Genomic DNA, 16,117 nt, shown 5'->3' on the forward strand with positions numbered 1-16,117 from the left:
TATGCCAATCAGGTGCCATCGAAAGTGGCGCCAATACTGCGCATCGCTTGCAAAACATCCTCAAGCTGCTGGTCTGGCAGCACACTGAGCGCCGCCATATAGAACAGCATGTGCTGGCTCATCTCGCGCGGCGAGTTGCCGCCGGTGTATTTGCGCCACTGGTTGTTGCCAGCCAGCCCGGCCATCTCCGCCATTTGCTCACCGGTAAATCCCAACTTTTCCTTGAGCGCCTGCAAATCGGCCGGGGAGGGGGCGACGTAGTTTTTTATTTGTTTCATAAGAAGACCCGCTTTTGCGGGGACTCTGAGTTAATCAAGGTATGAGTAAAGGGCACGCTCAACGACATATCGGCTGACCGTCATTGCCGTTCAGGCTAAAAGCGGCATGCATCGAAATGCCGCCTATTTTGCAATGACTTCCAGCTTTTTTCCCAATGCCGCCATCGCCCGCCAGATCGTATCGATCTTGGTTGTGTGCTTCAGGTCGATGACCCGGTTCATCTCCTGCGGCGATGCGCCAATGCGCCGCCCCAGCTCTGAATTGCTGACCTTCTGCGCCAGCATTTCATTGAGCAACAGCACTTTGGCTGCCGCGCTTGGCGGCAACTCGATCAAACGTTCGCCAGGCAGTGCCGCAGACGGCATCGGCACTGGGCGCTTGTCGTCAAAGTAGAAATCCATCGCGGATAGCAGCACGTCGGCTGCCATATCGAGCGCGTCGGCCTCATCGTCGCCCTGGGTGATCGCCTCCGCAATATCGCGGAAGGTCACCACAAAGCCTTGGCCGCCGTCGCCTGGCGCGAAATGGGCTGGGTATTGCATGAGACACAAAGCTTTACCAGCTTCGCAGATATCGCGGCGAAGGCGACAGCAAAACAGGCCATCGTGATGGCCATGGCCGATAGCGCCATTACGCAGGGGCTTGAGGTGGCAACCGGTTTGCAGAGCCACTTCGACTGGCGTGGCGTAGCGGCAGCAGGCGCGGGAGCGTACGTGGGGTCGACCGTGGGTGGGGCCCTGACCAAGATCGTCGGTGACCCCTTGGCGCGTAGTTTTATAGCTGGCGTGGCTTCGGGTGAGACTGCGGGTGTGGTAGCCGGGCATCGGCCCGGCACGGACCAACTGGTGCAAAGCGCGCTGGGTAATGCGATTGCGGGACAGGTCACTTCAGATGGAGACGCGCAGGCCGGTGGTGACGGCAAAAGCAGCATGAACATGAAGTCATCGACGGGTAAAAGCGATCTGGAAAAACCTTATTCGGTCGGTGGATTCCAGATTGATCAAACAACCGGAGAGTTAACGTATGCTCCGCCGGATACAGCCACGCTGATGCCTGAACCATCACTGTCGTCACCCCGACCTGCATGGTGGAGTGGGGCTTCGAGTCCTGAGTCGAACCAGATTGCGGAGGGGATGGCCAGTAGTAATCCGGCGCCAACGACGGCTTCAACAATTGATCAAAACAAGATTGATGAAGTCAAAGCCTAGCTGGCTTGGGAACTGCAAACCCAGCAAGCCCAGGCGGACTCTGTTGAAGGTGCTGAATGGTTCCAGGCCGGCGGCCCGGCACGCGGCCCCATGCGTGCACCCGTACAGATGGTCACCAATGGCAACTGGGATGCCGCACTCAATGCAGCAGCCGACCCGCTTGGCCTGCTGGGCGAAATCCCGGGCGTCATGGAAGACCTGGCCAAACTCAACCAGCTACAAACCGAAGCTAAAATCGCTGACTGGCAAAAGCAGATGACCAAAGCCGGGGTAAAAGATGTACCAGGCTACATCACAGCACTCAACAGCAACGGTATGGAAGTACCCGACTACCGCGCCACTATGGACAGGCTGGACAAGGTGTCTGCTGGTTTCATTGAGGACCAACGCTTGACCGACACTTGGGGTGCCAACTACAAGGACATCCGAATTGGCAAGTCACAGATGACGGTGCAGGATTTTGAGAAGACGGTGCTGGATATTCACCAGAAAGCTACGGATACGGCTTACACAAAAGGCGTTGAGCTGATCGCATCCGGTGATTTGGCCACGAGCAAAGGCAATTATGCTCGCGACTTGGGTTCATTTATTGACAGGCAAGTAAGAGATGATCTCCGTGTCTTTGCAAAAATACAGGGCATCCCTGATAGTACAGCTTCTAGTATCTGGGCAGTTAATCGCCGCATTGCCAGTAACAAGGTTGATGGCTATGGTATTTCCGATGCAATGATGGGTTCTAACTTGTTCCATGATACAACGTTGGCAAGAAAGAACGGCTATACGGAGCAAATCAGAAAGTGGAATACCATCATCCCTGAAGGCAACATGATGATCATCAGACCAACCTCGCTGGGTGGCGCGTACGCGATTCCACGCACAAGTATTTTGCCTTATATGCCACAACCAAAAACCAGGAGCTATTGACAATGAACCTGAAAGAAAAACTGGAAGATTTAGCCGGTTCAATTGTATCTGCAATTAACTATGCTCCTGATGAATTTCCATCATGGCGCAGCTATGTGTCTTGGACACAAGACATCATGGATCTATGGCCAGAAATCAAAGTAAACTTGAAACGAGATTTAGAGAAAGCAGAATGGGTAGAGCACAAGATCAAGGACATGCTTATCGCTTTTAATACGGGAGATAAAGCGCTTGGAAAGAAAATAGCACTAGAAATTTATAATTCTCAAATTGAGAAATTACGATAACGCCTGTAGCACACCTATGGTGGATTCGGCGCGTTAGTGCCATTCCACCTGATCTCAGCCAGACATGGCAAACAAAAACCGGGGCACCCACCCCGGTTTTTTTCACATTCACAGCAACGCCCCAATCCCCCGGCTGGCCTGATGAAGCTGTGTTTGCAATGGTGCCAGCAAACCATGGATAGCCAGCGTTGACACTTCTGGCATGTCGTAGTGTTCCAGCAATTGCACTAACAAGTGCAGTGTTACACCGGTTTCAAACAACATGGATTACGCCACCGATCTGGCCCAGCATGCCGCCAGCAATAACAGCGACAACAGCCATAAACGCTTCGCCCCGGTGGCCGTGGCGGACTTTGACGAGAACTATCGGCCCATCAACAGCCTGTATCCCGGCACCGCCCCTGGCACCTACACCGTGCAGCAGGGCGACACCCTGCGCCTGATTGCCCTGCGCCTGTGGGGCGATGGCGACATGTGGTACCTGATTGCCGATGTGAACGGCCTGCTGGGCAATGAAGAACTCAAGCCCAACACCACCCTGGTGATCCCCAACAAGGTCACCAACATCCACAACAACGTCGGCACGTAAAGGCCACGATTCAAATGTGCCAAGAGGACATAAGTAGATATGAGGTCGGCGATAGGCGCGCTCGCCCATATCTACAAATGAAGAAAGTTGAGATTTATATCAACATGTTTAGTGGCTATTCCGGTAAAGGGCTAGCGAGATTCCTCTCGCAACCAAGCCAACCGCTGATGTTTTGTATCGAGATGATGGCTCACTCACTGGTTTCGGTAGGGAAGTTCAGCATCTCACAGAAAACGGCGATCACTATGATCCGGCAACGGGCAAGATGGCCCACAACTAATGGTGAACATAATGGTGAACATAATGATCGAACCATATGCTACAACGGTGAACTCGGCTCTTAATGAGTTCTCGAAAATTGGTTTTGCGAAGTTGCAAGAATCTGACTATTCTGTGATTTTTTCAGACGGCAGAAATTCCATCGAAATCGCCATAGAAAAACACTACTACCCAAGCGCTAATTACGCGCGTTATAGATGACCTCGGCAGGAAGTATTCGGTAAGAATTATTCGAGAGATTTTGGCGCCCGATCAGCTTAAGAGAGATTCGGCAGAATTAGAGGTTCTGAAGAAGCGGTACGGGATTGATGATCCAAGTGCCGATCCGCGATTGCGAGAAGAAGGTCTTCTTGCTTACGTTACGTTAGCTATTGAACAGCTTCTAGTGTTCCTGTTGTCCCACAGAGCAGGGCTATTTTCTGAAGTTGATATCTTTCGAGCGGAATATGCGATTAGGGAGAAGTCGGCATTGAAAGGTCTCGGGATTTAGTGTCGCGCCAAATAGTGTTGCTGACGCTGCGGCCAGCAGCGGCACTTCGACTGTGTACCGTGTGCAGGGCGGCGTGATGCCTAACGCAAGTAAGACGCTGATCACGCTTGATGCTAGCGGCAACCCGATTATTCAGAATGGGATGCTGAACATCAGTATTGGGGATGCGTCGCATGCAGAGTATTTCCAGTCGTTGCGCCCCACAGCACGGTGACCTCGTTTGACATCCCGTCGTGGCTGGATCATTTATCCAGGAAAATGCGCTTTCCCAGGACTTCTATCGAGCCAATCCTTTGAATCAAGGCGGTTTGGCTCCGAATATCGTTGATACAACAACGCCATGTGACGATAGAGGATGTCTCCGTTCTGCGTTCTACTGCGGCTGATATGTCCACAAATCTTAGTCTTCCGAAGAATGCCCGTAGCGCTGGTGGGGACACCCGATTCTTTTCGAACAACCGCAATGTATTTCAGCCTTCAGGACATTGAACGATGACTATCTCCCTAATTCCTGGCGTCGCCTATCGACTGACAGAAAACATCAGGATTGGAAATTGTGCATTCAATACAGGAGATGCCGTAACTTTTAGCAGCGGCGGATATAGCCCCTATGACGATTGCTATATTTATAACTTTGTAACCGCTTCAGGCGAAAAGCATATGTGCGTATCCCAGAGCGAACTGACAGCCGACGAGATCAGAAAATTTAGCAGCGACTTATAAGCATAGGCTCCGCTCTCCAGGCTTGGCGAGCTTCTGCGTAAACCGGGAACTTTGGGGTTCTAATGTCGGTGTATGAATTCATAACAATCATCGTGGGTTTGGGCCTGGTTGTGTGGTTTACCGGATCATTGCTGGTATCTTCTTTTAAAAAGAAGAAAATGACTTGGTCCGACATAAAGGCGTGGTTGAAAAACATATGGGACTCTCTTTTCGGAATAGGCTAACCCCCTTTTTGAAGATATTCGGCGCCCGTCTTGCACGGGCGTTGTTGTTTCTATTGTTTGAGGGTTGGCAACCATTTAAGCGGGCGGCATGATAAAAATCAGCGTTGGCGTGCCTTTCGCTGCTGGGGCCAAAGGTGCGGGGAAGGAGTTCTCTCACTGGATTCCAAATCGCATGAGTGGGCCGCGTTTGAAGTGGAATGGCAATTTTGTGACGCCAGCTCAGCACTACTATCACAATCCACACCGGTATCCGCGCGGTTGGCGCGATTCGGGTTCTAAATATCCCGCGTGGCTACAACAACTTGATCGGGTTCCGTACGGCTATAAGGGCGCAGCTGCCGGTATTGCTGTTGGCACGGGCGGCGCTGCTATGAATGGTTGTGCAAATGACGAGTGGATCAATTCTGAATTGGGTGGCGGGCTTGTGGAATCGCCAGTTCGCCGGCAAAAAAGCTACTGCCTTATGAACGACTGGTGTTTGATGCATGGCAAAGCTCACCGCAAGAGGAAAGCAGGCGCATTCTTGATGCACAGCTTGCTGCTGTTTCGTTTGTACAGCATCAGGCCGGAGGTGCAAAAATGTGCTTCTTCTACCGGCAAAATGGTGGGGTGCCGCTGTTTAAACTGGATCGGCCAGAGGGCAGCCGAAACGGCGTCGGTGCCCGAGAAGGCAGAGGGCGTTTCCATGGCATCAAGCAAGGTTGCCCGGGCAGTAGGGCCACTGACGTGTTCGGTGTTAATCCCGAGGCAGGCGATGTAGTTGACCCGAATGGAGACATCGTTGGAAACCTTGGGGATATGAAGTCGAAATGACAGAATCTGATATGAAAGTCATAGCTGCCCTGTACATCAAGGGCGACAAGCTAATGCCGCAGGATGTCAGTGCAGCGTTGGGTATCCTGCCGACGACGTCGCAGGTACGCGGAGAAGCGCGTGTCACTTCATCAGGCACCGCGTTTACTGTTAAGACCGGGCTTTGGGCTGTAGTTGTGGAAAGGGATTCGGTGGACGTTTCGGCGGTTATTTACGAATTACTTCAAGCTCTTGGTCCACAACCCGGAATGGCGACATTGCCGCATGTTGAAGAAGCGTACTTCGACGTCTTCGTAGCCGGCGTGTCTGACGAAGATGGAGATGGGACCTGTTCGCTAGAACTGCCAGTGGGGCAGGTGAATGCCTTATCGACGTATGGTTTGCCGGTTCGAGTCACGGTCGCAATGGGCAAACCATAGATACGACGGCATGCCGCAGCCTTATAAAGCCAACGACAACATGTGTGTTCAATCGGACGCCATCGAGTTGGCTGTCGGCATCAACATCTACGCTTATGTGGGCGGGAATCCGATTTCCGCGATAGACCCTGGTGGATTGAGTTGCCAGTGGATTGCTTTTCCCTTGGGGATTGCTTATCGATGCACCAGCGATCCAATAGATTCGTTAATCCTCCTGAATCGATTCCGCAGTAATGGCAGGACTTTTGCAAGGGGCGGCGGAAGGATTTGATAAGATGAAAAATCTCATATTCTCCAAGCCCCCAGTTGACGCTCATGATCCCGATAGAGCGAAAGCCCTGGGAGAACCGGGTTAGGCGGAAGGGTTTGTAGATCCGAAGGGCGGGGAGGACTGGCTTAAGAATCCCGATGGCCGAGGAAGCGGCTGGAAGGATTCGAAAGGAAATGTGCGGGTTTCACGGGACCTTAAACACCGGGGCGTGGTTATGCTCATGGAGGCCCCATCGGGATGTTCAGAGGCCTAATGGCGGCTATGTAAATGTTATCCGGGAGGCAAGCAAAGGTGACCGAATCTAAAAATATTGTTGAGTTGGCCGCCCGTGAAATAATTTTTTACTCCACTCATGATGAACAATCTTTCTTTGAATGGATTAAAAAGATCCCTTGCGTTGAGGAGTATTCAGGTCGCGGGGATACATTATTCTTGTATGTAAAACGGGACTTGCTTGATGAAGATATGCTGCGCGATCTTATCGCATTGTTTCATCGCTACGGTATAGAAATGGGTCAATTAAGAAAATTTGACGACGAATCATTTAGCGAATGGTTTAATAATCCGGAAAAATATTGGTATCGGTCCGTATTTGGTTGATTTAAATCTGAGCTGAGCCAAGGGAATGCGAGACACTTTGCAGACTTGTGAACGTCGCAATCCTGAGGGCTCGCCGGCAGGTCAGGAGAGTGTGCTAATTTGCTTTGAACATTGACCCATCAGAGTGCGTACGTTTTCCTGGGCTCGTATACGTTGCAATCCCGAGGAACTGCCGAAGGAGCAGGGGCCGGATCGCGTCTTGTAACTAGCATAGTTACCTATGCAGCACTTCATGACGATAGCAACACAAAAAACGCTTGCTAGCGAGTGCTGCGCAGTTTAGCACTGAAGGTAATGCACCCGGATTGCTCGCTGCGTTGTATTCCATTTATCAAGAACGAGAAGGTATCTTGCATGGTTACCTCGGAGTCAGTCATCGCATTACTGCTTTTGTGTATTCAGCCAGCGCCTTGCCGCCGAGTTCTGCCAGTTGATCCTGCGCGTTGTCTGCAAATGCTCTAAGCAGTGACTTACCATAACTGCCGGTTTGTAGGCCCCTTGTCTCCGTCGAAATCGTTGTGTTCATTAGTGCAAGGCCGGTTGGCGTGAGTGTGGACTCGGACAAGCCCCAACCCATCTTGTCGCCAGTAATAAAGCCGAAGTCGACGAGCCAAAGAAGCGTGTCGTATGTAAAGCTTCGTTCATGATCGGTCAGCGCATCGTAGCGCTCGACGCTGAAATCGAAGTTCATGCATATGTCCGTCACGGCTAGTCGCCAGCGTTGCGGAAAACGTTTGAATAGTTCCGCCAAAACAGTCCCGACCGTTCTGTTGAAATTCTGGATGTTGTCCATGGCATCTAAATTCGAGTGATTGAGAGCAAAAAACAAATGGGTCGTCCTACCCGCTATACAACCGCCTAAGATGAGCGCATCTGCAAGCGGCTGATGGCTGGATCCAGCTTACGCAAGATTTGCTTAGACCAATCCATGCCCGGAAAAACGACCGTGTTTCGCTGGCTTAACCAGAACGAAGGGTTCCGAAAGCAGTACGCGCAGGTGCGCGAGGTCCAGGCTGACACTTTAGCCGACGAGATACTTGATATCGCGGATGACATCAACGCGAATGAAGTGGATGGGATATCAGCTCACCCAGGACGGGCGCGCTGTGGTGCAGGAGTGACTATGCGAGTTGGTCTAATCGGCGTCTGCGGATTTTGTGCGAATTGAGTGCAAATTCTGTGCGATATGGTGGGCGGAGCGTGGCGGCAGCAGGCGACGTAATAACGACGCAAACACGCAAAAACAAAGCGCCCGGAGCCGCTTAGGGGCGCCGAGCGCTTTCAAGTGTGTGGTGGATCCGGCGGGAGTCGAACCCGCGTCCGGAAGCCCTCTACGAAGAGTTCTACATGCTTAGCCGTGTCTACTGGATTTAACCTTCAACGAGCCGACGGGCAGGCTTGTCTCCAGCGAGTCACCTATTTTTGACACTACGTAAAGTGACCCTACGCAGCGCGATCCTCTCTAAATGACTCTGCTACCTGTTGCCAGGCCCACCCGAGAGGAGAAGTGGCGCAGAGCCTAGCGCGATTAGGCGGCTAGGGCGTAAGTTTCGTCGTTTGCGACTATCTTGGTTCAGTGTTTTACGGGTAACTGAGAACCCGGCATGCCCCCATCCGCTTTGTAACCCCCGTCGAAACCATGGCGGACCCAGAAGATGAAGCAGAAGCGAGTATACACAAGCAGCTATGGCCCGGCGAACGGTTTTTCAAGCGGCGCGTGTAGTAGCGCGCATTTGCAATCAGGCGGCGGGGGTGTAAGGCTAGCGGGCAATCTCCTGCAAAAAGAGGTCCGCAATGTTTAACGCTATCCTGCTCAATAAAGACAACGACAGCTTTGACGCCCGTGTCACCCAGCTCGCCGAATCCGATTTACCCGCTGGCGAAGTCCGTCTGCAAGTCGCTTATTCCACCATCAATTACAAAGACGCGCTGGCCATTACCAACAAGGGCCCGATTGTGCGGCAATGGCCGTTGGTGCCGGGCGTGGATGGCTGCGGTACCGTGCTGGATTCGGCGCATCCCGATTTCCGCCCGGGCGATCAGGTCATCCTTAACGGTTGGGGCGTGGGCGAAAAGCATTGGGGCTGCCTGGCGCAACAGGCGCGTTTGCAGGCGGATTGGCTGGTGCCATTGCCCTCTACGTTTACGCCGGAACAAGCGATGGCTTTGGGCACTGCCGGTTATACCGCGATGTTGTGTGTGATGGCGCTGGAAGAGAGTGGTTTGACACCGGGTGCCGGGCCGGTTCTGGTGACCGGTGCTACCGGCGGCGTGGGCTCAGTGGCGGTGACCCTGCTGGCGCAGGCGGGGTATCAGGTGGCGGCGATGACGGGCAAATCGGCATCAGCTGACTATCTGCGTGCACTCGGTGCATCTATTGTGATTGATCGCGCGCCCTTTGCCGTTGCGGGCAAGCCGCTGCAGAAAGAACAGTGGGCTGGCGTAATCGATACCGTCGGCAGCCATACGCTGGCAAACGCGTGCGCGCAGACGCGTTACGGCGGTGTAATTGCAGCGTGCGGCATGGCGCAAGGGCTGGAATTGCCGGGCTCGGTGGCGCCGTTTATTTTGCGCGCGGTCACCTTGCGCGGCGTCGACAGCGTGATGGCAAACAAGGCGTTGCGTATTAAAGCCTGGCAGCGCCTGGCCGACACGCTGGACCGGGCAAGACTGGCGCAGATGACCGAGCGGATCGGCCTGGGAGACGTGATCGAAGCGGCTGGCCGCATGATGGCGGGCCAGCATCAAGGGCGTTATGTGGTGGACGTCAACGCGTAGTCGGGTAGCAAATCCAGCAGTTCCAGCGGGGTGTTGATGCTCAGATCGGCGCCCCAGCTGGCTGGGTCGTCATTGCTGCTGATATAGCCATAATTTGCCAGCACGGTCTGCATGCCCACCACGCGGCCCGCTTCGATATCACGGGCGGCATCGCCCACATAAATACAGTGCGCGGGGTCGACGCCCAATTGCGCTGCCGCATGGCGCATGGGGCGCGGATCAGGCTTGGGCACGCCCACGGTATCGCCGGAAACCACGACACCAGGGCGGCTTGGCATGACCAGTTGCGCCACCAGCGGATCGGTAAAGCGCATCGGTTTGTTGGTGACGATGCCCCACAGCCAGCCGCGCGCGACAAGGCCTTCGAGCAAGGGCGCGATGCCGTCGAACAAACGCGTTTCTTCGCACAAATGCTGTTCGTAGAAATCGAGGAAGCGGTTACGTAGCTCGACAAAGCCAGGTTGTTGCGGCGTCACGCCAAAGCCCAGGCCTATCAGCCCGCGTGCACCGTGCGATGCAATCGGGCGGATGGCGGAGTAGGGCTGCGGCGCCATGCCTTCGGCCGCCAGCAAGCGGTTAAGGGCTGCGCCGAGGTCGGGGGCGGTGTCCGCCAGAGTGCCGTCCAGATCAAACAATACGGCGCGCGGTGCGTGATGGGTCATGGGGGGCTCAGGCGGGTTTATGGCAAGCAATCATGTAGTTAACGTCGCTATCAGCGCCCAGCGCATACACCTTGGTAAGCGGGTTGTAGCTCATGCCGGTGAGCGTAACGGTTTCCAGACCGACATTGCGCGCCATGCGTGACAATTCAGACGGCTTGATAAAGCGGGTGTAATCATGGGTGCCGCGCGGCAGCATGCCCATGATGTATTCGGCGCCGACCACCGCCAGGGCATAGCTTTTGACATTGCGATTGAGCGTGCTGAAAAACACCCAGCCACCCGGCTTAACCAGACGTGAGCAGGCTTCGATAATGCTGGCAGGCGTGGGCACGTGTTCCAGCATTTCCATGCAGGTGACCACATCAAAACTGCCCGGTGCTTCGGCCGCCAGATCTTCGACCGCGATCAAGCGGTAATCCACTTTAAGGCCGGATTCGTGCAGATGTAGACGCGCAATCTTGAGCGAGCGTTCGGCCAGATCAATGCCTGTGACCTGCGCGCCGTGGCTGGCCATGCCTTCCGACAAAATCCCGCCGCCGCAGCCCACATCCAGCACACTTTTGCCGGCCAGACCTGCGATCTCATCAATAAAACCCAGCCGCAAAGGATTGATCTGGTGCAAGGGTTTGAACTCGCTGTCCTTGTCCCACCATTTGTGCGCCAGCGCCGAGAACTTGGCGATTTCGGAGGCGTCTGCGTTCAATACGGTCGATTCATTCATGCGTTGGTTTCCTGTATCTGCTTTTGCCAATGATGGGCGCGCGCGAGGGCGGTGGCAGCAAAGGCGCCGATGTGAGCGTGCTGACGGTACACGGGCTGGCCGGCAATCCAGACATCGCTGACCTGGGTGCGATCGGCGGCATAAACCAGGTGCGACACCGGATCATAACAAGGCTGTGTGCCCGCGCTGGCCAGATTGACGGCGATCAGATCCGCTTGTTTGCCGACGGCCAGGCTGCCAATGCGATCTTGCCAACCCAGGGCTTTGGCGCCGTTGATGGTGGCCATTTCCAGCGCTTGCAACGCGGGCAGCGCTTCGGGATTGCTGCTTTGGGCTTTTGCAACCAACGCCGCCAGGCGCAGTTCGGCAAACATATCCAGTTTGTTATTGCTGGCGGCGCCATCGGTGCCGATGCCAACATTGATGCCCGCCGCAACTTGATCGGCAATGCGGGCAAATCCGGAAGCCAGCTTCAGATTGGAGGCTGGATTATGCGAAACATTGACGCCCTGGCGGGCCAGCAACGCAATCTCGGCGTCGGTGGTGTGCACCATGTGGGCCGCGACCAACTTTTGTTGCAGCAAGCCCAGTTCGTGCAGCCGTTGCAGTGGGCGTACGCCGTGGTTTTTCAGGCTAGCATCGATTTCATCCTGCGTTTCGTGGATGTGGCAATGCAGACCGATGCCGAGTGCGTCGGCGTGTTCAATTACCAGGCGGAAAGTGTCGTCACTAACGGTGTAGGGTGCATGCGGTGCGAGGGTGAAACCCACCCGTGTTTCGCCTCGATATTCGTCGATGCAACTTAAGGCCTTGTCGATATAGTCCTGCGCGTTGTTAGCGTAGGGGGTGGGGAATTCGAGAATCGAGCAACCCACCATCATGCGGAAATGGCCATCGATGGCGGCGCGGGCGACGGCGCCATGGTGGAAATACATATCGTTGGCGCAGGTGGTGCCGCCCGCAATCATCTCGGCGATGGCCAGCGCGCTACCGTCGTATACAAAGCCATCGGAAACATGTTTGGCTTCCGCCGGCCAGATATGGTTGTTGAGCCACGTCATCAGCGCCAGGTCATCGGCATAGCCGCGCAGCAAGGTCATGGCTGAGTGGGCGTGCAGATTGATCAAGCCGGGCAGCAGGGCGTGATCGGGCAAGTGGATGACTTCGGCCGTGGCATAACGTTGCAAAGCCTCGGCGGCGGGCAGGATGGCGGCGATGTGGTCGCCTTCGATAACGAGGGCGTGATCAGTCAAAACGCGCGCGCGCGGCTCGATCGGGATTAACCAGCGGGGCAGGAGTACGGAAGTCGGCATGCGGGGATCGCAAAAGAGAGGATGCCGTGATTTTACGTGCAACAGGCGCGGTGGCAAACCGTGGGGCACGTATTGATTGAGGTGGCGGTGTTGATTGATGCGTGAATGGTCTGGACCAGATGGTCAATTTCTGGGCGCCGGAAAAACAAAAAGCCGACCAGAAGGTCGGCTTTTTGATGCTTGAGCTGCGAATTACTTGGCAGCGGAAGCGTCGGATGCAGCAGCAGCGTCGGATGCCGGAGCAGCAGCAGCATCGGAAGCAGCGTCCGAAGCCGGAGCAGCAGCAGCGTCAGAAGCGGCCGGAGCAGCAGCAGCTTCGGAAGCAACAGCAGGAGCGGAAGCATCAGCAGGAGCTTCATCTTTCTTGCCGCAAGCGGTGAGGGCCAGGGCCAGCAGGGCAGCAACGAGCAGAGACTGTTTCATTCTTCTTACCTTTAGCAGAATGGTTGGACAAGTAATTGAAAGCAATATATCGCAATCGACCGTTGATCGATGGCTATTTTGGAACCAGTTACATCATTGACGACCGACGGGCGAAATTCTAGCACGATTCAAACAAAAAGATAGACCCGCGGAACGCCGCTTGCAGTACACATAGAGATTTTCGCAACATCAATATAGACGTCATAAGCTCAGACGTTGCCAACTACTATCCAGAATAGCGGTTTCCCAAGCAATTTCAAAAGCTTGCAATGCCCTTGCACATTCCCGGGCATCATCCGCCGTTTCTCCGCGCGCCCAATCAAAGTGGTTTCTTCTTACAATTCGTTGCATATCAGCCATGGCAAACGGCCAAGGCAATGGCGATGAATTCTCTGACATAAGTCGCATTGAAAACTGATGTCCACGGCTTTCGCGTAATTGCAGCAGACGCGGGCAGTGGTTGCTTATCCAGCCTGCCCGCCGCGCCAGCAAGCGCACCGTTGCCGCTGGATTTCGTACTAAAAACGCCACCAATGCATCATAAGCAGCGCGGCTGTCCAGTCCGGTAACGGAATAATCGTCTTCATACAAAACCAGATGCTGGCCGGCGGTTTCAAACAGGGCCAGCCAGGCATTCTGGTATTCGGGGTAGCGATCAAATTTGTGCGGGAGCCAGGTAGCCATAGTCATAGCAGTCAAACAATGTTGCGATCACTTCGTCGTTATAGTCACCGGCGGGCAGGCTGCGCGCATCGGCCAGCTGGCGCAAAGTGGGCAGCGCCGAATCAGCGACTTCTAACGTTTCGCCATTGATATATATATGCGCGCCTTCGTACAGCATGATCGATTTAAGGTCGAGCACCACGCCGCGCGTCGCGACGGCGTCGGCAAATTCATCGTAATCAAGCGGGTCTTCCGGCGCTTCATAGAACACATGGGTTTTGGGTTCGCTGAAATAGCGGCCAATAAACTGGCGGATATCGCCTTCATTCCAGCGCAACTGATCGATCAATGCGCTGATCTTGTCGACAAACATCTGGTCGATTTCACCCGGATGCTCGGCCGGCAAACGCTCGGGGTCGCTGTACATGCCTTCCAGCTTGAGCTCGTCCTGCAAATGCTCCAGAAACTTGCCGACGATTTCCTGGCTGGTGGGCGCGCGAAAACCGATCGAATAGGTCATGCCTTCATCCAGCGCCACACCGTAATGCGCGTATTTGGGCGGCAAATACAGCATGTCGCCGTGTTCGAGCACCCATTCTTGCTGGCTCTCAAAATCACGCAATACACGGATAGGCGCGTCTTCGACAAAGTTGCCGGCATCGTCGCTGGAAATCTGCCAGCGTTTGCGCCCCCCCACCTGCAACAAAAACACGTCGTATGAGTCGTAGTGAGGGCCGACCGTGCCGCCCGGCGGTGCGTACGAAATCATCAGGTCGTCCAGTCGCGTCCACGGCAGGAAATTGAACTGATATAACAAGTCGGCAATATGCGGCACATGCTGGTTAACGCTTTGCACCAGCACAGTCCAGTCGGTTTCAGGCAGACGATCAAACCGGCTGGGGCGTATGGGGCCGCGCTCGACCAGCCATTTGCCCTGGCGATATTCGATCAGGCGTGATTCGACGTCTTCACGCGCGGCCAGTTCGATCAGGCGCGGCAGGTCGATCAGCTCCGGAAAATCAGTCCACGCCTGGCGGATCAGCAAAGGTTTTTTCTGCCAGTACTCAGTCAGAAACTGGTGTGCCGACAAGCCGCCGAGAAGTTGTTTGTGCATAAGCCTGGCTATAACGTTAAAAAAGCAGAGGCCGCATTATCCCACCGCGACGAGGAATACACATGCTGAAAGAAGGGGAGCTGGCTCCGGAATTTTCACTACCGACGGCAGGAATGGAGACGGTCAGCCTGTCCGGTTACGCAGCGCAGAAAATGATCGTCGTGGTCTACTTCTTTAATGGCGATCACACCCCGGGTGGCGTGACCGAAGCCGTTGAATTCAGCGAACGCGTGGCGGCCTTCCGCCAGTATGGTGCAGTGGTGCTGGGCATCAGTCCGGACGATTGTCTGGCCCATGAGGCGTTTATCGACGAACACGGTCTGGAATTCGAGTTGCTATCTGACGCGGACGAACAAGTCTGCAAGCTTTATCGCGTCGTACGCCAATGGGAGCGCAATGGCGTGATAAAATCCGGCATCGAACGATCGACGTTTGTAATCGACCGCGACGGCGTAATACGCCATGCGTTCTATCACGTGTCCCCGAAAGGGCACGCCGAAGAAATTCTCACTCTTGTCAAACAGCTAGGATGAACCCTGATGCAAATCGCTAAAGATACTGTCGTAACACTGCACTACGAAATGTTCGACATGGATGGCAAGCAGCTCGACAAAACCGAGCAGCCTATCGCTTACCTGCACGGTGGCTACGACAACATCCTGCCGCTGGTTGAAGAAGCGCTGCAGGGCAAGGGCGTTGGCGATTCCATCGATGTGACGATGGAACCCGAAGATGCGTTCGGCGAATTTGAAGCCGAACTGGTCCGTACTGAAGCGCGTGATGTGTTCCCGATGGAAGTCGAGGAAGGCATGATGTTTGAAGCCGATGATCCTGAGACCGGCGACGTGCTGTTGTTCCGCGTGACCAAGATCGAAGGCGATCAGGTTACCGTGGATGCGAACCACCCGTTTGCGGGCGTGAAGATTCGTTTTGTGGGCAAGGTTGAGGATGTGCGTGAGGCTTCTTCTGAAGAAGTGACGCATGGGCATGTCCACGGCGAACACGGCCACCACCATTAATTAGCTGTTGGTCTGCCGCAGCACGGTCATTTCGCGGCCCGGCGGTACTCGCAATGCTCATGGGCATTGAGCCCACTGCGCTTGCTCCGTTCCGGCGGTCCGCAAACTGACCGCACTGCACCAGCCCCGACGCGGCTTTGGGTAAAACCACTGTCTGCTCGGGGCTTTGTTCTTTTTGGGCTGCTGCTGCGGCAAGGCGCTTCGCTGTTGCCGGGGTGGTGGTGCGGGTTTTGGCAAGGCGCTTCGCTGTTGCCGGGGTGGTGGTGCGGGTTTTGGCAATGCGCTTCGCTGTTGCCGGGGTGGTGGTGCGGGTTGGGC

At 54.8% G+C, this 16,117-nt stretch carries 22 protein-coding genes, 1 other RNA gene and 1 pseudogene; 13 read left to right on the forward strand and 11 right to left on the reverse strand.

What is annotated here, in order from left to right:
* Nucleotides 1-8: 8 nt before the first annotated feature.
* Nucleotides 9-278, reverse strand: coding sequence for a hypothetical protein (locus ACYQ1A_RS00220; protein ID WP_062220939.1), 270 nt, complete (start codon nucleotides 276-278; stop codon nucleotides 9-11).
* Between the two features lie 123 nt (nucleotides 279-401).
* A complete protein-coding gene (locus tag ACYQ1A_RS00225; RefSeq protein ID WP_499359206.1) occupies nucleotides 402-770 on the reverse strand; it encodes a type II toxin-antitoxin system HicB family antitoxin in 369 nt (122 codons plus the stop codon).
* A gap of 33 nt (nucleotides 771-803) precedes the next feature.
* Between ACYQ1A_RS00225 and ACYQ1A_RS00230 the strand changes: the two genes are divergently transcribed.
* From ACYQ1A_RS00230 to ACYQ1A_RS00240, 3 genes are all read left to right on the forward strand, one after another.
* A complete protein-coding gene (locus tag ACYQ1A_RS00230) occupies nucleotides 804-1,487 on the forward strand; it encodes a hypothetical protein (RefSeq protein ID WP_499359207.1) in 684 nt (227 codons plus the stop codon).
* Between the two features lie 90 nt (nucleotides 1,488-1,577).
* On the forward strand, nucleotides 1,578-2,411 hold the full coding sequence (locus ACYQ1A_RS00235; RefSeq protein ID WP_499359210.1) for a hypothetical protein: 834 nt from the start codon (nucleotides 1,578-1,580) through the stop codon (nucleotides 2,409-2,411).
* 2 nt (nucleotides 2,412-2,413) lie between these two features.
* Complete coding sequence (locus tag ACYQ1A_RS00240) at nucleotides 2,414-2,698, forward strand: hypothetical protein (RefSeq protein ID WP_499359211.1); 285 nt, start codon at nucleotides 2,414-2,416, stop codon at nucleotides 2,696-2,698.
* A gap of 108 nt (nucleotides 2,699-2,806) precedes the next feature.
* Here the strand turns inward: ACYQ1A_RS00240 and ACYQ1A_RS00245 are convergent, their stop codons facing one another.
* Nucleotides 2,807-2,962, reverse strand: a complete 156-nt coding sequence (locus ACYQ1A_RS00245; protein WP_499359213.1) for a hypothetical protein — start codon at nucleotides 2,960-2,962, stop codon at nucleotides 2,807-2,809.
* Between ACYQ1A_RS00245 and ACYQ1A_RS00250 the strand changes: the two genes are divergently transcribed.
* The 6 genes and pseudogenes from ACYQ1A_RS00250 (at nucleotide 2,961) to ACYQ1A_RS00275 (ending at nucleotide 7,106) form a co-directional block, all read left to right on the forward strand.
* Nucleotides 2,961-3,287, forward strand: a complete 327-nt coding sequence (locus ACYQ1A_RS00250; protein ID WP_062220953.1) for a LysM peptidoglycan-binding domain-containing protein — start codon at nucleotides 2,961-2,963, stop codon at nucleotides 3,285-3,287. The genes ACYQ1A_RS00245 and ACYQ1A_RS00250 overlap by 2 nt on opposite strands.
* A gap of 1,261 nt (nucleotides 3,288-4,548) precedes the next feature.
* Complete coding sequence (locus ACYQ1A_RS00255; protein WP_499359216.1) at nucleotides 4,549-4,779, forward strand: hypothetical protein; 231 nt, start codon at nucleotides 4,549-4,551, stop codon at nucleotides 4,777-4,779.
* A gap of 312 nt (nucleotides 4,780-5,091) precedes the next feature.
* Nucleotides 5,092-5,763, forward strand: a complete 672-nt coding sequence (locus tag ACYQ1A_RS00260) for a hypothetical protein (RefSeq protein WP_499359218.1) — start codon at nucleotides 5,092-5,094, stop codon at nucleotides 5,761-5,763.
* A gap of 49 nt (nucleotides 5,764-5,812) precedes the next feature.
* On the forward strand, nucleotides 5,813-6,235 hold the full coding sequence (locus ACYQ1A_RS00265; protein ID WP_062220961.1) for a DUF4279 domain-containing protein: 423 nt from the start codon (nucleotides 5,813-5,815) through the stop codon (nucleotides 6,233-6,235).
* A 371-nt stretch (nucleotides 6,236-6,606) separates the two neighbouring features.
* Nucleotides 6,607-6,759, forward strand: a pseudogene (locus tag ACYQ1A_RS00270) (hypothetical protein); the annotation flags it as partial.
* A 38-nt stretch (nucleotides 6,760-6,797) separates the two neighbouring features.
* Entirely contained in the window at nucleotides 6,798-7,106 is a 309-nt protein-coding gene (locus ACYQ1A_RS00275) for a hypothetical protein (RefSeq protein ID WP_499359219.1), read from the forward strand.
* 373 nt (nucleotides 7,107-7,479) lie between these two features.
* On the opposite strand, the gene ACYQ1A_RS00280 is transcribed toward ACYQ1A_RS00275, so the two are convergent.
* Nucleotides 7,480-7,797, reverse strand: a complete 318-nt coding sequence (locus tag ACYQ1A_RS00280) for a hypothetical protein (RefSeq protein ID WP_499359221.1) — start codon at nucleotides 7,795-7,797, stop codon at nucleotides 7,480-7,482.
* Nucleotides 7,798-7,977: 180 nt separating this feature from the next.
* On the opposite strand from ACYQ1A_RS00280, the gene ACYQ1A_RS00285 reads away from it, so the two are divergent.
* Complete coding sequence (locus ACYQ1A_RS00285; protein ID WP_499359890.1) at nucleotides 7,978-8,274, forward strand: terminase small subunit-like protein; 297 nt, start codon at nucleotides 7,978-7,980, stop codon at nucleotides 8,272-8,274.
* Nucleotides 8,275-8,396: 122 nt separating this feature from the next.
* Here ACYQ1A_RS00285 and ssrA read toward each other — a convergent pair.
* Nucleotides 8,397-8,756, reverse strand: a transfer-messenger RNA (tmRNA) gene (gene ssrA, locus ACYQ1A_RS00290).
* Nucleotides 8,757-8,900: 144 nt separating this feature from the next.
* Between ssrA and acuI the strand changes: the two genes are divergently transcribed.
* A complete protein-coding gene (acuI, locus tag ACYQ1A_RS00295) occupies nucleotides 8,901-9,884 on the forward strand; it encodes an acrylyl-CoA reductase (NADPH) (protein WP_062220968.1) in 984 nt (327 codons plus the stop codon).
* On the opposite strand, the gene ACYQ1A_RS00300 is transcribed toward acuI, so the two are convergent.
* The 6 genes from ACYQ1A_RS00300 to ACYQ1A_RS00325 all read right to left on the reverse strand — a co-directional run bounded on the left by ACYQ1A_RS00300 (nucleotide 9,860) and on the right by ACYQ1A_RS00325 (nucleotide 14,780).
* Nucleotides 9,860-10,546 carry an HAD family hydrolase gene (locus tag ACYQ1A_RS00300; RefSeq protein ID WP_499359222.1) on the reverse strand — a complete coding sequence of 229 codons (687 nt, stop codon included), beginning with the start codon at nucleotides 10,544-10,546 and terminating at the stop codon, nucleotides 9,860-9,862. The two genes, acuI and ACYQ1A_RS00300, sit on opposite strands and share 25 nt — an antisense overlap.
* Before the next feature lie 7 nt (nucleotides 10,547-10,553).
* Nucleotides 10,554-11,267: a bifunctional 2-polyprenyl-6-hydroxyphenol methylase/3-demethylubiquinol 3-O-methyltransferase UbiG gene (gene ubiG / locus ACYQ1A_RS00305; RefSeq protein ID WP_499359224.1), complete on the reverse strand. Its 714-nt coding sequence runs from the start codon at nucleotides 11,265-11,267 to the stop codon at nucleotides 10,554-10,556.
* On the reverse strand, nucleotides 11,264-12,580 hold the full coding sequence (locus ACYQ1A_RS00310) for a TRZ/ATZ family hydrolase (RefSeq protein ID WP_499359225.1): 1,317 nt from the start codon (nucleotides 12,578-12,580) through the stop codon (nucleotides 11,264-11,266). The genes ubiG and ACYQ1A_RS00310 overlap by 4 nt, the downstream gene beginning before the upstream one ends.
* Before the next feature lie 32 nt (nucleotides 12,581-12,612).
* Complete coding sequence (locus ACYQ1A_RS00315) at nucleotides 12,613-12,939, reverse strand: hypothetical protein (protein ID WP_499359227.1); 327 nt, start codon at nucleotides 12,937-12,939, stop codon at nucleotides 12,613-12,615.
* 265 nt (nucleotides 12,940-13,204) lie between these two features.
* Nucleotides 13,205-13,687 carry a DUF7931 domain-containing protein gene (locus ACYQ1A_RS00320; RefSeq protein ID WP_062220980.1) on the reverse strand — a complete coding sequence of 161 codons (483 nt, stop codon included), beginning with the start codon at nucleotides 13,685-13,687 and terminating at the stop codon, nucleotides 13,205-13,207.
* A complete protein-coding gene (locus ACYQ1A_RS00325; protein ID WP_499359231.1) occupies nucleotides 13,659-14,780 on the reverse strand; it encodes a ribosomal protein uL16 3-hydroxylase in 1,122 nt (373 codons plus the stop codon). Before ACYQ1A_RS00325 ends, ACYQ1A_RS00320 begins: the two co-directional genes overlap by 29 nt.
* Nucleotides 14,781-14,842: 62 nt before the next feature.
* Between ACYQ1A_RS00325 and ACYQ1A_RS00330 the strand changes: the two genes are divergently transcribed.
* Together ACYQ1A_RS00330 and ACYQ1A_RS00335 are read left to right on the forward strand one after the other, a co-directional pair.
* A complete protein-coding gene (locus ACYQ1A_RS00330) occupies nucleotides 14,843-15,313 on the forward strand; it encodes a peroxiredoxin (RefSeq protein WP_499359233.1) in 471 nt (156 codons plus the stop codon).
* Nucleotides 15,314-15,319: 6 nt separating this feature from the next.
* Entirely contained in the window at nucleotides 15,320-15,799 is a 480-nt protein-coding gene (locus tag ACYQ1A_RS00335) for an FKBP-type peptidyl-prolyl cis-trans isomerase (RefSeq protein WP_062221019.1), read from the forward strand.
* The last annotated feature ends 318 nt before the right edge of the window (nucleotides 15,800-16,117 follow it).

Source organism: Silvimonas sp. JCM 19000 (assembly GCF_054652575.1).

Coding starts and splice junctions, on each gene's coding strand:
- ACYQ1A_RS00220 (WP_062220939.1), bottom strand. CDS start 278: ATGAAACAAATAAAAAACTACGTCGCCCCCTCCCCGGCCGATTTGCAG.
- ACYQ1A_RS00230 (WP_499359207.1), top strand. CDS start 804: ATGGGCTGGGTATTGCATGAGACACAAAGCTTTACCAGCTTCGCAGAT.
- ACYQ1A_RS00235 (WP_499359210.1), top strand. CDS start 1,578: ATGCGTGCACCCGTACAGATGGTCACCAATGGCAACTGGGATGCCGCA.
- ACYQ1A_RS00240 (WP_499359211.1), top strand. CDS start 2,414: ATGAACCTGAAAGAAAAACTGGAAGATTTAGCCGGTTCAATTGTATCT.
- ACYQ1A_RS00250 (WP_062220953.1), top strand. CDS start 2,961: ATGGATTACGCCACCGATCTGGCCCAGCATGCCGCCAGCAATAACAGC.
- ACYQ1A_RS00245 (WP_499359213.1), bottom strand. CDS start 2,962: ATGTTGTTTGAAACCGGTGTAACACTGCACTTGTTAGTGCAATTGCTG.
- ACYQ1A_RS00255 (WP_499359216.1), top strand. CDS start 4,549: ATGACTATCTCCCTAATTCCTGGCGTCGCCTATCGACTGACAGAAAAC.
- ACYQ1A_RS00260 (WP_499359218.1), top strand. CDS start 5,092: ATGATAAAAATCAGCGTTGGCGTGCCTTTCGCTGCTGGGGCCAAAGGT.
- ACYQ1A_RS00265 (WP_062220961.1), top strand. CDS start 5,813: ATGACAGAATCTGATATGAAAGTCATAGCTGCCCTGTACATCAAGGGC.
- ACYQ1A_RS00280 (WP_499359221.1), bottom strand. CDS start 7,797: ATGAACTTCGATTTCAGCGTCGAGCGCTACGATGCGCTGACCGATCAT.
- acuI (WP_062220968.1), top strand. CDS start 8,901: ATGTTTAACGCTATCCTGCTCAATAAAGACAACGACAGCTTTGACGCC.
- ACYQ1A_RS00300 (WP_499359222.1), bottom strand. CDS start 10,546: ATGACCCATCACGCACCGCGCGCCGTATTGTTTGATCTGGACGGCACT.
- ubiG (WP_499359224.1), bottom strand. CDS start 11,267: ATGAATGAATCGACCGTATTGAACGCAGACGCCTCCGAAATCGCCAAG.
- ACYQ1A_RS00310 (WP_499359225.1), bottom strand. CDS start 12,580: ATGCCGACTTCCGTACTCCTGCCCCGCTGGTTAATCCCGATCGAGCCG.
- ACYQ1A_RS00315 (WP_499359227.1), bottom strand. CDS start 12,939: ATGAAGCTCCTGCTGATGCTTCCGCTCCTGCTGTTGCTTCCGAAGCTG.
- ACYQ1A_RS00320 (WP_062220980.1), bottom strand. CDS start 13,687: ATGGCTACCTGGCTCCCGCACAAATTTGATCGCTACCCCGAATACCAG.
- ACYQ1A_RS00325 (WP_499359231.1), bottom strand. CDS start 14,780: ATGCACAAACAACTTCTCGGCGGCTTGTCGGCACACCAGTTTCTGACT.
- ACYQ1A_RS00330 (WP_499359233.1), top strand. CDS start 14,843: ATGCTGAAAGAAGGGGAGCTGGCTCCGGAATTTTCACTACCGACGGCA.
- ACYQ1A_RS00335 (WP_062221019.1), top strand. CDS start 15,320: ATGCAAATCGCTAAAGATACTGTCGTAACACTGCACTACGAAATGTTC.